Here is a 15,784-nt window from a genome sequence, read left to right as displayed (position 1 = left end):
CTTGTGATTTTATGTGTGCTAACTACAAACCAGTAACACTTGAGCAATTACAACAACTTGAACTACCACTTGTTCCTTTTAACTATCTCGATGAGATTTATCCAAGTTATAAAACACCGTTATTATTTAAATCTGAACATGGATTGGAGTGGCGAGAAGTATTATTTGGTTTAGTGCCGAAATGGGCAGAGGATATTAACAGCTCTAAACGTGCTTATAATGCTAGACATGAGACCATTTTTGAGAAACCAAGCTTTCAGGAGGCAGCTTATAAATGCAAGTTCGGTGTAATTCCAGTCACTGAGTTTTATGAAAGTAAATATACTGGAAATAAACCTCAACGATGGGGTGTAAGGCGTAAAGATGGCAGAGCCTTTTTTATTGCTGCACTTTATGAAATTTGTAAAATCAATAATCAAATTATTCGTTCAGCAGCGATGCTCACAATGAACGCAGTCGACCATCCGATGATGAAAGAATTTCATGAACCTGGCGATATAAAAAGATCAGTTGTCATCATTCCACATGATCGTCTTGATGATTGGTTGAGTTTAAAACAACCACATCAAATGATTCAATTTATGCAAGGGTTTCCAGTCGAAGAGTTTGAATGTTCACATGTACCTAAGGCAAAAATAGCAAAACAAACACCTCAGTTAAATATGTTTGATCTTTTCTAAATAAAAAAGGTTTCTAATAAGAAACCTTTTTTTATATTTTATCAATCAACGAGCAAGATTTTTAAACATATGTTTTAAAATTTCCATCGTCTTTTCAATTTGCAACGGTGTTAATCCATCAAATGATTGTTCTAATATTACAGAGGTTAGATCATTAATTTTAGTAATCATTTCTGTACCCTTATCAGTAAGATAAACGCGGGTAATACGACCATCTTCTTTACATGAATAAGTTTCAATATATCCCTCATCTTTAAGGCGATATACGATTTTTGTGGTTGTAGACATTTTAGAAATCACCATGTCTGAAAGTTCAGACACGCTTGCATGTGGTTTGACATTCAATGCAATTAAAATACGACGGCGAGAGTTGTCTAAACCATACTTCTTAAGTACGTTATCGATATTTTGAACGTACTGTGCATTTACTTGAGAAATCCAGAAATAAGGAAAGTCTTCTAAGTTAAATGTTTCTGATGTAGGTAAAAAACGCGCATATTTTTTAGGCATTAAGTTATTTCCTATGCTTGTTACACAGAGTTGTTAGATGCAACTCCTAAATTCCATGAAATGTCTACAATTTATACGCTAGAAAAATGATGAAATCTAATTTTTCTAACATTCCATTTATAACAAATCTTCCTAAAAATGGTTGTATAACCATCTTTGCTTAGGATAGGGGTATCATCATGTAAACTATATAAAACTGTTATTAATGATGGTCTTACCTATCCATCTTACCCCAATTGTATTTCTACAGTGCTGCATTGTAGCTTATTTGTAGAACAAATGTATTGTAGAAAATAAATACAAATTATGACGTGACTTTTTTATAAAAGATTCTGTCTAAAATGTCATATAGCTTTAAAATTATTACATTTGTAAAATAAAATAATCGAAAAAACAAATTAAATACATATATTTGAATTTAACATTTGGTTAAAAATTAAAATCCATAGTGCTGCTAAAAAGTTGAATAAATACATTCTTTATCACATTTAATCATTATTAGTTAATTAATTTGCTTAAAAAGAATACAAATGTAGCTTTATTATTTAATTTTATATTGTTAAAAAATAATTCATTGTAAAAAACTTCTACTTAGTTATGTCATTTATCGTTTATGTAAATAATTGTAAATTAAAAAGGCGCATCTAAATAGGATTACAAACTTAGATACGCAAAAGGGTAAAGCTGTGAGTTTAGGGATTACATTCTCAGTTCTTTTTCTAATACGGGCCATAATTTCTGATGTGATTTTTTGAACATCAGCATATGTCCAATTTGTTTGTAACCATATTGTTGTGGTTTCAATTCAATCAAATTGGTTTGGGCATTAGGATAAAGTCTGAGTAAATCTTTAACATTTGCCTGTGTTGCGATTTCATCATCACTTGCCCAAATTGATGTAATCGGACAGACAATCTCTTGGTGATAATCAGCAAAAATACTTTTACCAATTGCATTCATGACATAACCAGGTTGACTACAAAATTCAGCCCATTGTTTTGCTACATTTTTAGGTAAATTTTCACCCATACCAATAAATTGTGTTGCACCGTATCCTTTAATAGCACTGGATATTGGAAAAATGACATTAAACATTAATGGAGCAAGAAGTTTAGTTTTTCCTTTTAAGCCTTTTACATGACCCGTTGAACCAGCGATTGCGACAACTTTAGCAACTTTTTGATGGTTAGGGTTGATTCCAAGTAATTGACCACCGGCACTATGTCCCAAAATAATCACTTGTTTAGCTTGAGCACGATTCAAGAGTGTTTCGATGGCTGCGGGAATATCTAATAAACCCCAATCATTGATACTGGCATTCGAATTTTTCAGTGCCCCATGTAAAGATTGACCTATTCCTCTAAAGTCAAAACTTAAGACCTTGTAGCCTTGTTGATTTAACCATTCAGCAAATGAGTGATAAAAACCTTTGGTAATACCTGTTGCTGGACAAATTAGAATCGGAAATGGTTTAGTGGCATCACTTGCTGGATAATACTGTGCTGCAAGTTGGTAACCATCTTTACAACTGATCCAAAATGATTCAAATGTAGTCATTTGAGAAATACTCTTGTCTGGACATATTTTCAGTTTATACAAGTTCTAAAAAGAAACTCGTTTAAAAAATGACTTAAAAGTCAAATTTTATGTAATATAGCTATTTTGGGAAAAACAATTTGGGGAAAAGGGAATGTTAATTTTAACCAGTGCAACCAAATTGGCGATCATTTTTAGTGGAATATTTCTTTGGATAGGGATGCTAACTGGTGTTTGGAAGTATTATCAAATTAGAAATACAGAGCTTGCACGTGCACATTATTATGTCGATATTGCACATCGCAGTAGTTTGCTTTATGCCGCTGCGAGTTTAATCTTGGCTGCATTAAGTTATTTTACAAGTTTATCGGATAGTTTGAGTCTATTTTGCGTTGTGGCGAATTTATTCTTTTTCTCAATGTCAATTTTGGTCTATATCATTCATGGAATGTTAAAAGATACAACGAATCAGTTTAAGCAACCGCATAAGTTGGGGCAGTGGTCGATTCCAAGATGGTGTATGACATTTTTAATGTTGAGTTTAATAATGGTCGAATTAGCTGCTACAGCAGTATTACTATTAGGAACAATCTTAAAATTTACCAGTTAGAAAAATGGATGATTACTCATCCATTTCTTATATTAAAAATTCTTTTGGCGCTCAGCACTTATCTGTCGAAACTTTCGATCAATAATCCCCCACGTACAAAAGGCTAAAGAGACGATTAAAGCGTATGCAAAATATTCAGGTTTTAAATTACCCTTAATAGTGCCTTGCAATAACAGCGTCGCCATTAAGGCAAATGTCGTAATTGCATATACGATGGAATCATTGGTCTTTAGAGTGTCAATGAAGACTTGCTTGTTGAAATGTAATGAGAACATCTCCATCCCTCCTTGAGTAGTGATGACAAAACCTAATCGTTTTTGTCAGAATTAAGATTAAAGTTGTACTTTGATTTTTTCAGTATTTCAATAGCTAATTTCACTATTTTTTAAATAAATTTATGAATGTATTGATTTCTATATAGATTGAACATTTTTTGGTGTATTAAGGTTATTTTTATTATGAATAGTACTGTGGGTTTTTTACAATTTGAAAAAGTTGCTGAAAAGATGCTTTTATTATTCAGATCAATTACAGTGTGAATAATACGGGTAGAGGTAGATACAAATAAGATAGAAAATAATTTGTCGTAAACAAAAAATGTAAGTTGGATAAAAGAACATTTTTTGTATAGCTAAAATTATGTTTGGGTAAAACATCATTTTAACGACAAATCATTTTAATTTTGAGAAGCAGTATTGCTAGAGAATCGATCTACAGCAATTGCGATAACGAGTACGACCAATGAAGGCAATAACCAAGCAAGGTTCTGTTCATTCAACGGTAAATTATTAATGAATTGAGGGAGTTGTTCAGAGAATCCAGCCGCTTTGAGTGCTTCAATAATGCCAAAAAGAAAAGCAACAGCAGTAACAGAGCTCACGACAGTTGAAGGTTTATTCCAATATTTCCAGAAGAAACTCATCATAATCACAACAATCGCTGGTGGATAAATTGCACTCAACACTGGAACAGAGAACGCAATTAGTTTTGTTAAGCCTAAATTTGAAATTAATAATGAAAATCCAATTAAGATAAAAACTAATAATTTATACGGTAAGCCTGTTAATTCAGTGAAATATTCTGCACATGCACAGGTAAGGCCAATTGCAGTTACCATACAGGCAAGAAAAATCAAACCAGCTAAAAACAACGAACCTAGATCACCAAAGGCGTGTTGTACATAAGCATGCAGAATTACTGCACCATTCGCTGCATTCGCCGCAACTTCATGGCTACCTAATCCAAGTTTAAATAGGCTGATATATACTAGGGTTAAACCTACACCAGCAATTAAACTCGCGATAATCGCATATTTGGTGATCAGCTTTGAATCTGTCACTCCACGAGACTGAATCGCTTGAATAATCACAATACCGAATACTAAGGCACCCAAAGTATCCATCGTTAAATAGCCGTTTACGAAGCCTTCAGAAACAGGACTAGTCACATACTTATGGATTGGTGGAGAAATATAGCCAGTAGGGATAAGAATTGCTGCAATACCAAGAACCGCTAGAGCAGCAATTTTTAAAGGAGCTAAGACGTGACCTACTGTATCTAATAATTTATTCGGGTAAAGCGAGATCACAGTGACAAGTGTAAAATAAATAACACTATAAATCAGTAGACTGCTATTTGATGTACCAAAATATGGAGCAAATCCTATTTCATAAGAAACAGTTGCAGTACGTGGTGTGGCAAATAATGGTCCAACAGACAAATAACAGACAATCGTGAGGAGTAAGCTAAAAAAGCGTCCAAGTGGCGAGCTGATAATTTCAATAGAGCCTTGCATACGAGACAAAGCCATAATGGTAATTACAGGTAGACCGACTGCGGTAATTAAGAATCCAAAAGCAGCGAGCCAAACATGCTCACCTGCTTGTTGCGCAACGATAGGGGGGAAAATAATATTGCCAGCACCGATGAAGAGTGCAAAGGTCATGAAACCGAGAGCAATAATATCTCCTGTACGAAGATGGTTCATAAAAGGGAGGTATAAAATAAAAGAGCGGATTCTAGAACAAATTTGTAGTCATTTGAAACTAATTTTATGTGAAATTTGGTTTATTTTTGTCTAATAAGAACTGATTAAAATCATATAATTAGCATTGGTAAACTTAATTTATTGAAAAGATTTTAAAAGTAAAAAATATAGCCCTTTATACTTTTTTACTATGATGCCAATTGAAATTAAATGTAAAATAATAGCAACCGTTCAATCTTAAAACGATTGAAGATTTTTGTACGACAGCGTACAACTGTTGAAATACGAGATGCAGTACAAAAATGAATCTGCATGTTGCATTAACCTATATTTAAATAAGGAAAATCTCGAATGAGAGCTTCTACTGTGACGATTAAATCTGAGCAAGATATTGAGAAATTACGTATCTCAGGACGTTTAGCGGCACAAGTATTAGAAATGATTGGTGATTATATTAAGCCCGGCGTTTCAACTGAATATTTAGACGATATTTGCAACGACTATATCGTAAATACTTTGCAGGTGATTCCAGCCAATGTGGGATATCACGGTTTTACCAAGACGACATGTATTTCAGTCAATGAAGAAGTGTGCCATGCAATTCCTTCCGCAAAGAAAATTTTGCAAGAAGGAGATATATTAAATATCGATGTTGCTGTAATCAAAGATGGTTATTTTGGGGATACCAGCCGCATGTATTTTGTGGGCGAGCCGAGCCCAGAAGCCAAGAAACTGGTGGAAACAACTTATGAAGCCATGCTTGCAGGGATTCATATGGTAAAACCAGGTACGACACTCGGTGATATTGGTTATGCAATTCAATCCGTTGCGCAACGTGAAGGTTATAGTATTGTCCGAGAATATTGTGGTCATGGTATTGGTCGTATCTATCATGAACAGCCGAATATTTTGCATTATGGTCAAAAAGGACAGGGCATGACCTTGAAAAAGGGTATGGTATTTACGATTGAACCGATGGTGAATGCTGGTAAACGACATGTGAAAGAACTGAATGACGGATGGACTGTGGTGACACAAGATAAGTCCTTATCAGCGCAATGGGAACATATGGTTGTTGTTACTGATGATGGTTTTGAGTTGTTAACACCTTGGCCAAATGGAACAGGACACTATCCAGCGGTGTAATGTATTTAAAAAAGAGCTTGAATGATTCAAGCTCTTTTTTTATTCGGTGATTCTGTTAATTGTTCTACTAAATAATCGATAAAGACTCGTACAGCGGGTAATAGACCTCTACGTGACGGATAAACGGCATGGAAAATACCATGTGGGGCAGTCCATTCAGGTAAAACTTTGACCAATTGCCCTGATTTTGTGAAATCTTGTGCAATACTATCTGGTAATAAAGCAATTCCACAATTTTGACTTGCCAATTCCGCGAGCATCAACAAATTCGAACCCATAATGACAGGATTTACTTTAATTTTCTTTTGTTGATTTTCAGGTCCAAATAATAAAAAGTGTTGATCTAGATGTTCTTCGGACATACTGATAATACGATGCTCAGATAATTGTTCTGGCGTTGTTAAATGACCGAATTCATTTAAATAAGCTTGACTAGCAAATAGACGTTGCTCAATTGCTGTAAACTGACGCAAAACTAAATTAGGGTCATCGTCTAGCTTAGAGCGAACACGTAAGGCGAGATCAACGCCTTCGTTAATTACATCAATTCTGCGATTGCTTACCATCATTTGAACCCGAACTTCAGGGTACTTCTTTAAAAAGCTCGGTAATATTTTCGCCATTTGATTTTGTGCAATATCAACTGGAACACTGACTTTAATTACACCGCGTGGTTCGCTACTTAAGTGATTGACAACATCATGTGCAGCTTGGGCTGCATTCATCATCACTTGAGCATGACGATAAACATCCATGCCAATATCGGTAACGGCAAAGTGTCGTGAACTACGTTGAATTAAGCGTACACCCAGCTGTTCTTCGAGATTATAAACTCTGCGACTTAATTTGGATTTAGGAATATCAGTTGCTCTTTCAGCCGCACTAAAACCACCATGTTCGACAACAAGGGCAAAGCAATAAAAATCATCTAAATCCGTTAGCATTACGCTATAAACTCCAGCTTTTGTGATTAGGGTGAATCATTATAAAAGAGATTATTAAACATTTTGGAGTAATAAATCTCGAACCTGTTGGTATTCTTTCAAACGCTCAAAATCTTTGACTGTTGGTGATTGAATGCGAGATAAGTCCATATTGTCATTGATATCTGCTAATTTAACAACACGTGCGATTGGATTTTGTCGCGCTCGTTGAGCTGCTTCTAGACGAGTTTCTCCCTGTTTTTTAGTAAGCGCGACGATTGCGTCAATGATATGCTCTTGAAAACCGAATTGGTATAAATCTTCAATCGTTTTCTGTATCTTCTAAAATATCATGCAAAACGGCTACAATTTTATGTTCAATTGTAGGAACATTTAACATGACTCTTAATGGATGCAATATATAAGGAGCATTTGCTTTATCTACTTGTCCTTCATGTTGTTGTGCAGCTAGTGAAATCGCTTGTTCAAGTGTTGCCATAATTTAAATCCCTGTTATTCAGATAGATTCACAGATCGTATTCTTTTAAACTAAATCCAAATTTTCTATGCTTTAAAATTATGACATACCAACTTATAAACGTTATCGATGCGACTCAAAACATAGCATGTCCATATTGTCATCAAGCTGTTTTAGATTGGGAACAAGAACAGTATATTCAGCCGTGTGAGCATACTTTATTCCTGGCTATGGATTTAGGTTTTGAATTTATTGCTGATCGTTTTGAAGCAGTTCTACCACAGTCGGTTGATGAAATTCATGAAGATCCAAGTATGAATATTTATGAGACGATCACTCAGGCAGACTATCCAAACATGCAAATTTACAAAGCCGATTTAGGGGTGGAAGGTATGTTTCGGTATGTTGGTTTTAGCTTAAACTAAAACTCATTGCAATAAAAAAGCCAATCATTTGATTGGCTTTCATTTTTTAGCTTATGCTTCAGGAGCAGGGCTATACTGTTCAACTAATGGCTTTAACTCACCATTTTGGAACATTTCAAGCATGATATCGCTACCACCAATGAGCTCGCCGTTTACCCATAATTGTGGGAAAGTAGGCCAGTTAGCAATTTGAGGTAATGTTGTACGAATATCTTGATTTTCCAAGATATTTACATAGGCAAATGGGCGACCAATTTGGCTAAGTGCTTCAACTGCACGCGCAGAAAAACCACATTGCGGAAATTGTGGAGTGCCTTTCATGTAAAGTAAAACAGGGTGTTTCGCAATTTGATCACGAATTAACGCTACTGTATCACGCGCTTGTTCCGTCATAGATAGATCCTCAACTAATCTTCGTAAATTATATACTGAAAAACAGTTTTGCGGCTATTGCTAAAGATTTTTCTTATATAAATGTGAGTTTGAGCTTTCAATCTACTCAAGTTTTTGCTTATATAACTTTTTTCACCACAACTAATGATAGATTGAGTTTGTTATGACTAATATCACTCTTGCTCCTGTGCAACCTGATCAACCATCACATCTTATGGCAACTTATGGTCGCCAAGCGATCAGCTTTGTACGAGGACGAGGGGCGTATTTATATACAGCGGATGGTGCGGAATATTTGGATGCCTTAACAGGTATTGCTGTTTGTGGTTTAGGGCATGCACACCCAGTGATTGCGGAAGCGATTGCTGAGCAAGCTGCAACTTTAGTGCATACCAGTAACTTATTCGAAATTCCTTGGCAAACTGCTGCAGCTCAAAAACTTGCACAAGTTTCTGGAATGGAAGAAATTTTCTTCTCAAACAGTGGCGCTGAGTCAAATGAAGGTGCGATCAAAATTGCACGTAAATTTGGTTCCCAGCAAGGGATTGTCAATCCAAAGATTTTGGTTGCTGAACAGTCTTTCCACGGCCGTACACTGGCCACCTTGTCTGCGACAGGAAATAAAAAGGTTCAGGAGGGTTTTGCGCCGTTGGTTCAGGGCTTCATCCGTGTACCGTTTGGGGATGTCGAAGCGATTCAGGAAGCGGCAATCCATCATCCTGATATTGTTGCAATCCTGATTGAACCGATTCAAGGTGAAGGTGGTGTCAATACAGCTCCGCAGGGTTTTAGTTATCTCGAGGAAGTTCGTGCTTTATGTAATCAGCATAATTGGTTAATGATGCTTGATGAAATTCAAACAGGGAATGGACGTACAGGTAAATACTTTGCTTATCAACATACGAACATTATCCCTGATGTCATGACCACTGCGAAGGGTTTAGGAAATGGTTTCCCTGTGGGTGCAGTAATGACACAGGGTAAAGCGGTAGGCTTACTCGGTGCAGGCAGCCATGGTTCAACATATGGCGGTACAGTACTTGGCTCACGTGTGGTTTACACTGTACTTGATACACTTGAAAATGAAAATGCCGTTGAAAATGCAGCCGTAGTTGGAGCCTATATTGTTGATCAACTACGAGCTCAATTGATTGATCAAAATGTACAGGTGCGTGGTTTTGGTATGATGATTGGTGTTCAATTACCAAAAGATTGTGCTGAACTAGTTGCTATTGCACGTGATCAATATAAGTTGATTATTAATGTAACGGCAGGTTCGGTAGTACGTTTATTACCACCATTAAACCTGACTCAAGCTCAAGCTGATGAATTGTTGAAGCGTCTTGTACCTGCAATTCAAGGCTTTTTAGCAGCGTAATGACGTATTAGTCATACAATAAAAAAGGGCAATTTGAATTGCCCTTTTTTGCGGCGATTAGCCTGAAATATATTGTTGAAGTTGTTCGATAAGAACGCGTTGATCTTCCATTGCAGCTTTGACTAAGTCACCAATTGAAATAAAGCCAACAAGTTTTTCTTTATCTAAAACAGGTAAGTGACGCAAATGGCGATCAGTCATTAATTGCAAGCATTCTTCAACTGTATTGTTTAATCCAACGGTGATGACTTTGGATGTCATAATATCTGACACGGGTGTCGTATTTGATGAACGCTCCATCAACGTCACTTTACGTGTGTAGTCACGTTCAGAGAAAATACCAACTAGCTTTTCATCTTCTGCAACGACTAAAGCTCCCACGCCTTTATCTGCCATAATTTTGATTGCTTCAAGTACAGTCGCATTTGGCGAAATTGTAAAAATTGATTGTACAGCTTTATTTTTGATGACTTGGGCAACGATTGTCATTGTTTATCTACCTCTGTTGTATTGTCATTTTCATTTAACTTAACGGTATTTTTTTTAATTGCAAAGTCCTAAATGCACAACAATGATAACTTTCTCTTGTGAATGTCTAAAAAGTCATCATGATTGGTGGGCAAATTTATTACGCCATAACTGGTTCTGGCATAAAAAAGAAATGCTGCATTTGTTGTGTCGAAAGTTTGAATTTGCGATGCGAAGAATTAAATAAAGCAGGCTCTACTTGTAAACGCGTTAAGGTTGGTAATAGTGATTCATGAAAATCTTTAGGTGTAATTTTACGTGGTTTATAATTTTTCCAATTTGATTTTGCATAACGGTGTGCTTGTACGCCATTCAACCAAAATGGGAATACATGACCATCGTGATCGGACTTGATTGCCCAACCTTGATGATATAAACCCCAAAGTACACCACAATACATCATTGTTTTTAGAATTGAAATTTTAATCATCAACTCGCGTGATACTGGTTGGAAATTATTAAAACGATACATGTTCGTAAACTAATTTTATTTAAACTCATGTTTAATTATAAGAAATTTATATGGCATTTATGTTTAAACAATTGATCTAAATCGTAAGCAAATATTCTTTTGGGTCAAAATATCATCTTGATTATTCAATCTTTGCATCAGATAAAAGCAATTCAGAAAGACTCTAGAAATAATTTTTTATTAAAGTTAACACTACCTGAGCAAATCAAAGCTTTGATGCAGCGCAAGTTAGACCTTGGGAGGTAGCGATGTTGTACGTTTTAAGGAGGTATTAAAAAACGCCACCTGAGTGACGTTTTCTTATGCTTGCATTGTTGCTAACTTTTGCCAATATTGAGCTTTCAAAGAATCACGTTCTACTCGAAAACCTTGATAATACAATTCCGCTAAAAATAATGCTGCTTTACCGTGACCTGCTTGAGCTACTTGTTCAAGCTCTTTCACAGCATCTAGAAAGTTTTTTTGCGATTGAATTGTATTTACTGCATTGGCATACACATGCTCTAGTTCATGTTGTGTAAAATGCTGAATCATATATAACTCCTTATTTTAATTATGATTACTTCAGATTCTATTCAAAGATACTTTGCTTTGAACTTAAGTCACTATAACTCTGAATTATGAAATAATTATGACAACATTACTTGAATTGTCAAGTATATTGCGTGTCTTTATTTAATTTGTAAGCTTACACGATTAAACACTTCTCGCAAATATTTTTAAGTAAAATCAAAGTGAAAATAATAGAAATCGATAAGGAGAATAATATGTCAAATGTAATTGATGGCTTCAGCTTTGATGTACCGCCAGCAGAAAGCCAAATTATTGCTTTAGCTCACCATCACCGTAAATTACTCGATGAGGCAATCTTTCATCAGGAGATTCACTTAGGTGACTATTGTTTAGCACAGCGTAAAAGAGTTTACGATTTCGCAAGTCATTTAAGCCCTGAACAAAAAGATCGGTTTTATGATATTTACAATGGCGAGTTGAAACGTATTGCTGATGATGATGATTTACATCCAGCTGATGCTGAAAGTGGTGTAGGGATGTTTGCTATATTTTTGGCACTTGTGATTATTGCATTTATTTTATATTTCGCCTTTGTCCGTTCGCTGATGAGTTGATTAATATCATATGAGCGTTCAATAAACTTACTAGCGGTGAATTATTGAACGCTACACTTGTCCTAAGCGAGCTAGACACATACACTACATCTAATTCGAGGTAGATTATGCTGTCTATAATTTCTAAACATAAATTTTTACAATCCAAATTAGGGTTGAAAATTGACCAATTTTATAATGCTTTGGTCAGTATCATTATTTTGTCTATTTTTATCCTTGCATTTTATGCATTGAAACTTCCTGTCAATCCTTTGCAATATCAACAAGTACTTCAGTTTTCACAGCAAGCCAGTCATCCTAAAACACAACAAATGGCAGTACATATACTGGAAAATTCTCAGATTCGCCGTGAAGATTATTTAAAGCTTTTGAACGCTTATCAATTTGAATCTAGTCGAATCAAAGAGTACCCAGCGATGGCACAAGAAGATGAATAAGTTTTAATCGACTCATTTCTATTTATAAATGAACAGTTTGCCTTAGTCAGGAAAAAGAAATCAATTTGTGCTAGACTGACTATCTTTAAAAAAGCTGCTTTTTTCTCAAGGAATCGACATGCAACAGCAATCGAATATGCAAAATAAATTCTTGATAAATGCCGATATCGGAGATGACGATGTCACATTACCAAGTTTACCTGCTGTCGATGTTCCCATTATTGAGCCAATAGCTAAAAATACTGTTGAAACGCCATCACCTGTAGTTGTGGAAGAAACATCTGTTCCTGCTACTACAGAAGAAGTCAAGTCAACAGGTTTCTTTGGTCGTATGAAGGATGGTTTGACTAAAACGCGTCGTAGTTTTACGGATGGTGTGGTCAATATCTTAATTGGTGGCAAAGAAATTGATGATGAGTTATTAGAAGAAGTTGAAGAACAGCTACTCATCGCCGACATTGGTGTCGATGCGACCAAAACTATTATCGCGAATCTTACTGAAAGAACTGCGCGTGGAGATTTAATTTATTCGCATGCGCTCTACAAAGCATTACAAGAAGAGTTGGTTGCATTACTTGCGCCACGTGTAAAACCATTACATATCGATCCAAATAAATCGCCTTATGTGATTTTAATGGTGGGTGTAAATGGCGTAGGTAAAACGACGACGATTGGTAAACTGGCTAAACGTTTACAAGGTGAAGGTAAAAAAGTCATGCTAGCGGCGGGTGATACTTTCCGTGCTGCAGCGACTGAGCAACTACAAATTTGGGGTGAACGTAACGATATTCCAGTTGTCGCTCAGGGGCATGGTGCTGATAGTGCTTCGGTTATCTTTGATGCTTTTGAAAGTGCGCGTGCAAAGGGTATTGATGTTCTTATCGCAGATACAGCAGGTCGTTTGCAAAATAAATCAAATCTTATGGAAGAGTTGAAAAAAGTTAAACGTGTGATGCAGAAGATCGATGCAACGGCACCGCATGAAATTATGTTAATTGTAGATGCGGGGACAGGCCAGAATGCAATTAACCAAGTACAACTGTTTGATGAAGCAGTTGGCTTAACGGGTATTACGATTACTAAACTTGATGGTACGGCGAAAGGTGGTGTGTTATTTAATATCGCGAGCCGTACCCATGTGCCAATTCGTTATATCGGTGTCGGTGAAAAGATTGATGATTTACGCCCATTCTCAGCAAAATCATTTGTTGCGGCATTATTTGAAACTGATAAGTAATTAGTTTATGTTAAAAGGACTCCACTCAATGTGGAGTTTTTTTATAGTTCACAAATAGTATTGTTTCAAAAATAAAACGATATGTCATATTTTTTAGACTATTCCTAAAAAATGTATCGTTATACACTACATTCAATCCAAGATAACGCCTTAAAGGTATAGTGGGAATAACAACATGAGTAACTTTCTAAATAGCATTAAATCACGTCGTACCATTTATGCAATTGGTAAAAATCTTACAGTTGACCAAGCAACGATTGAAGAAACAATTCGCGAAGCAGTAAAACAAAGCCCATCATCATTCAACTCACAAACTTCACGTGTTGTAACTTTATATGGTGAATCACATCATAAATTTTGGGAAATTGTTCGCGAAACTTTACGTAAAATGGTTCCAGCAGAAGCATTTGCAAATACTAGCGCGAAAATTGATAGTTTCTCAGCAGGTTTTGGTACGGCGTTATTTTATGAAGATCAAGATGTTGTAAAAGGTTTGCAAGAGCAATTCGCATTGTATGCGGATAACTTCCCAGTTTGGTCTGAACATTCAAGTGCAATTGCACAGTTCGCAACATGGACTGCATTATCTGAAATTGGTGTTGGTGCATCATTACAGCACTATAATCCAATCGTGGATGCCGAAGTGGCTGAAACTTTTGATATTCCATCAAACTGGAAACTACGTGCACAGTTAGTATTCGGTTCTATTGAAGCGGCTGCTGGCGAAAAAACCTATATGGATGATGCTGCACGTTTCAAAACTTTTAACTAAGTAAATATACGTATCATTAAAAAGAGCACTCAATGTGCTCTTTTTTTATTTAAGGGTTTGTATTCGCCAAAAGAACTATGGTGTTTAGCATTAGAATTGATGTATATATCTTAAAAAAGCCAAATTGTTGGAATAGACAGTTTTGTTTTATGTCATAAAATGGTCATAATCGAAGAGCATAGTGCTTACGATTTCATAAATTGTTTATATCGAGAAGAGTCTAATGTCTTTAAGAGTTGGTGTTGCTGCTTTCGGGTTATTATTGAGTAGTTCAGTTTTTGCGGCAGTCACAATCACTGCACCTGAAGAAATCGTGATTCTTGCGGTAAATGGTCAAGAAGTAAATAATGGGTTAATTCCTTCAAACAAAAACAACTATCAGGTTGATCCTGGGAACTTAACGGTAAATGTTCGTTATCGTGAATATTTTGAACACTTAAATGGTGAACACGATATTGTGAAATCAGGTGTGGTAACAATTCAAGCAACGGACCTGAAAGACAATCAAGCGTATAATTTAGCGTTGATAAATGCTCCAAAGAACTTTAGTGAAGCAAAAAAATATGCTGAACAACCAACAGTTGCTTTATATGATCAAAACAAACAGCTTGTTGTGCAGCAAACTGGTGCAAATAATGAAGCTCAACCGTGGTTTTCAGGTAACAGTTTGCTAGGTCGTACTTTAGATTTAACGCAAAAAAACAAAAATAATGTCGTGAATCAACCTGCACCCGTCTATGCAGCTTCGACAAAAAATGTAGCACCTGTTGCTGTAACAGCAACAACGGTAGTATCTGGCAATATAAAAACCACAGATCAGCAATTAGTAGAGTTGTGGCAAAAAGCATCGAAAGCTGAGCGTCAAAAATTTATGGCGTGGTTAGCAGGGCAAACGAACTAATTGCTCAACTGTAAAAGAACCGATGTTATCATCGGTTTTTTATTGAGCGTATAAAATAGAAATGTCTTTAAACATTAGAACTGCAAAAAATTGATGATGTAGCGCAATTGGTTGAATGAATCAATTTGGCTGATCGGGCTCAATCTGAGCGAAGTTGGACCACTGATGTGTGCTTAAAAAACAGGAGGGTTTAACTTGGTAAACTATACATACTCATTAGGAGTTTACCATGAGCAAGAAACAG

The 15,784-nt window shown here is 35.9% G+C and carries 19 protein-coding genes and 1 pseudogene; 10 read left to right on the top strand and 10 right to left on the bottom strand.

Annotated elements, in window-relative coordinates; translation table 11 throughout:
- Positions 1-11 precede the first annotated feature (11 nt).
- Positions 12-680 (top strand): SOS response-associated peptidase, encoded by a 669-nt coding sequence (locus M5121_RS10990; protein WP_005159978.1) that lies wholly within the window; start codon positions 12-14, stop codon positions 678-680.
- 45 nt (positions 681-725) lie between these two features.
- Here the strand turns inward: M5121_RS10990 and M5121_RS10985 are convergent, their stop codons facing one another.
- Together M5121_RS10985 and M5121_RS10980 are read right to left on the bottom strand one after the other, a co-directional pair.
- Positions 726-1,190 carry a MarR family winged helix-turn-helix transcriptional regulator gene (locus M5121_RS10985; RefSeq protein WP_004662340.1) on the bottom strand — a complete coding sequence of 155 codons (465 nt, stop codon included), beginning with the start codon at positions 1,188-1,190 and terminating at the stop codon, positions 726-728.
- A 699-nt stretch (positions 1,191-1,889) separates the two neighbouring features.
- Entirely contained in the window at positions 1,890-2,747 is an 858-nt protein-coding gene (locus M5121_RS10980; protein ID WP_087545430.1) for an alpha/beta hydrolase family protein, read from the bottom strand.
- Positions 2,748-2,880: 133 nt separating this feature from the next.
- Here M5121_RS10980 and M5121_RS10975 point away from each other — a divergent pair, with 133 nt between their 5' ends.
- A complete protein-coding gene (locus tag M5121_RS10975; RefSeq protein WP_249571199.1) occupies positions 2,881-3,336 on the top strand; it encodes a hypothetical protein in 456 nt (151 codons plus the stop codon).
- Positions 3,337-3,368: 32 nt separating this feature from the next.
- Here M5121_RS10975 and M5121_RS10970 read toward each other — a convergent pair whose 3' ends face one another.
- A complete protein-coding gene (locus tag M5121_RS10970) occupies positions 3,369-3,611 on the bottom strand; it encodes a hypothetical protein (RefSeq protein WP_005159983.1) in 243 nt (80 codons plus the stop codon).
- Between the two features lie 401 nt (positions 3,612-4,012).
- Positions 4,013-5,323 (bottom strand): branched-chain amino acid transport system II carrier protein, encoded by a 1,311-nt coding sequence (gene brnQ / locus M5121_RS10965; RefSeq protein ID WP_249571198.1) that lies wholly within the window; start codon positions 5,321-5,323, stop codon positions 4,013-4,015.
- A 351-nt stretch (positions 5,324-5,674) separates the two neighbouring features.
- Here brnQ and map point away from each other — a divergent pair, with 351 nt between their 5' ends.
- Positions 5,675-6,469, top strand: coding sequence for a type I methionyl aminopeptidase (gene map / locus M5121_RS10960; RefSeq protein WP_249571197.1), 795 nt, complete (start codon positions 5,675-5,677; stop codon positions 6,467-6,469).
- A gap of 26 nt (positions 6,470-6,495) precedes the next feature.
- Here map and M5121_RS10955 read toward each other — a convergent pair whose 3' ends face one another.
- The gene (locus M5121_RS10955; RefSeq protein WP_005216426.1) at positions 6,496-7,413 is read right to left on the bottom strand and encodes a LysR family transcriptional regulator; all 918 of its coding nucleotides are present in this window, start codon (positions 7,411-7,413) and stop codon (positions 6,496-6,498) included.
- 54 nt (positions 7,414-7,467) lie between these two features.
- Positions 7,468-7,891 (bottom strand): annotated as a pseudogene (locus M5121_RS10950) (guanosine-3',5'-bis(diphosphate) 3'-pyrophosphohydrolase).
- An 80-nt stretch (positions 7,892-7,971) separates the two neighbouring features.
- Here M5121_RS10950 and M5121_RS10945 point away from each other — a divergent pair.
- Positions 7,972-8,295 (top strand): hypothetical protein, encoded by a 324-nt coding sequence (locus M5121_RS10945; protein ID WP_249571196.1) that lies wholly within the window; start codon positions 7,972-7,974, stop codon positions 8,293-8,295.
- 51 nt (positions 8,296-8,346) lie between these two features.
- On the opposite strand, the gene grxD is transcribed toward M5121_RS10945, so the two are convergent.
- Positions 8,347-8,688, bottom strand: a complete 342-nt coding sequence (gene grxD / locus M5121_RS10940) for a Grx4 family monothiol glutaredoxin (RefSeq protein ID WP_004662328.1) — start codon at positions 8,686-8,688, stop codon at positions 8,347-8,349.
- A gap of 163 nt (positions 8,689-8,851) precedes the next feature.
- On the opposite strand from grxD, the gene M5121_RS10935 reads away from it, so the two are divergent.
- Complete coding sequence (locus M5121_RS10935) at positions 8,852-10,066, top strand: aspartate aminotransferase family protein (protein ID WP_249571195.1); 1,215 nt, start codon at positions 8,852-8,854, stop codon at positions 10,064-10,066.
- Positions 10,067-10,123: 57 nt separating this feature from the next.
- On the opposite strand, the gene M5121_RS10930 is transcribed toward M5121_RS10935, so the two are convergent.
- The 3 genes from M5121_RS10930 to M5121_RS10920 form a co-directional block, all read right to left on the bottom strand.
- Positions 10,124-10,555 carry a CBS domain-containing protein gene (locus tag M5121_RS10930; RefSeq protein ID WP_004662324.1) on the bottom strand — a complete coding sequence of 144 codons (432 nt, stop codon included), beginning with the start codon at positions 10,553-10,555 and terminating at the stop codon, positions 10,124-10,126.
- Between the two features lie 139 nt (positions 10,556-10,694).
- Positions 10,695-11,066 carry a DUF2750 domain-containing protein gene (locus M5121_RS10925; protein WP_004662322.1) on the bottom strand — a complete coding sequence of 124 codons (372 nt, stop codon included), beginning with the start codon at positions 11,064-11,066 and terminating at the stop codon, positions 10,695-10,697.
- Between the two features lie 300 nt (positions 11,067-11,366).
- Complete coding sequence (locus M5121_RS10920; protein WP_004662320.1) at positions 11,367-11,600, bottom strand: SEL1-like repeat protein; 234 nt, start codon at positions 11,598-11,600, stop codon at positions 11,367-11,369.
- A gap of 233 nt (positions 11,601-11,833) precedes the next feature.
- On the opposite strand from M5121_RS10920, the gene M5121_RS10915 reads away from it, so the two are divergent.
- From M5121_RS10915 to M5121_RS10895, 5 genes are all read left to right on the top strand, one after another.
- Positions 11,834-12,193, top strand: a complete 360-nt coding sequence (locus M5121_RS10915; protein WP_005160009.1) for a hypothetical protein — start codon at positions 11,834-11,836, stop codon at positions 12,191-12,193.
- Positions 12,194-12,300: 107 nt separating this feature from the next.
- Positions 12,301-12,630 (top strand): hypothetical protein, encoded by a 330-nt coding sequence (locus tag M5121_RS10910; RefSeq protein WP_005160011.1) that lies wholly within the window; start codon positions 12,301-12,303, stop codon positions 12,628-12,630.
- 118 nt (positions 12,631-12,748) lie between these two features.
- A complete protein-coding gene (gene ftsY, locus M5121_RS10905) occupies positions 12,749-13,867 on the top strand; it encodes a signal recognition particle-docking protein FtsY (protein ID WP_249571194.1) in 1,119 nt (372 codons plus the stop codon).
- A 175-nt stretch (positions 13,868-14,042) separates the two neighbouring features.
- Complete coding sequence (locus M5121_RS10900; RefSeq protein ID WP_004662314.1) at positions 14,043-14,639, top strand: nitroreductase family protein; 597 nt, start codon at positions 14,043-14,045, stop codon at positions 14,637-14,639.
- 223 nt (positions 14,640-14,862) lie between these two features.
- A complete protein-coding gene (locus M5121_RS10895; RefSeq protein ID WP_249571193.1) occupies positions 14,863-15,540 on the top strand; it encodes a YccT family protein in 678 nt (225 codons plus the stop codon).
- The last annotated feature ends 244 nt before the right edge of the window (positions 15,541-15,784 follow it).

The sequence above is a fragment of the Acinetobacter sp. ANC5681 genome, from assembly GCF_023488045.1.
Lineage (GTDB): Bacteria > Pseudomonadota > Gammaproteobacteria > Pseudomonadales > Moraxellaceae > Acinetobacter.
The sequence above is the reverse complement of the archived record's forward strand: the minus strand, read 5'-3'. Positions and strand labels throughout refer to the sequence as shown.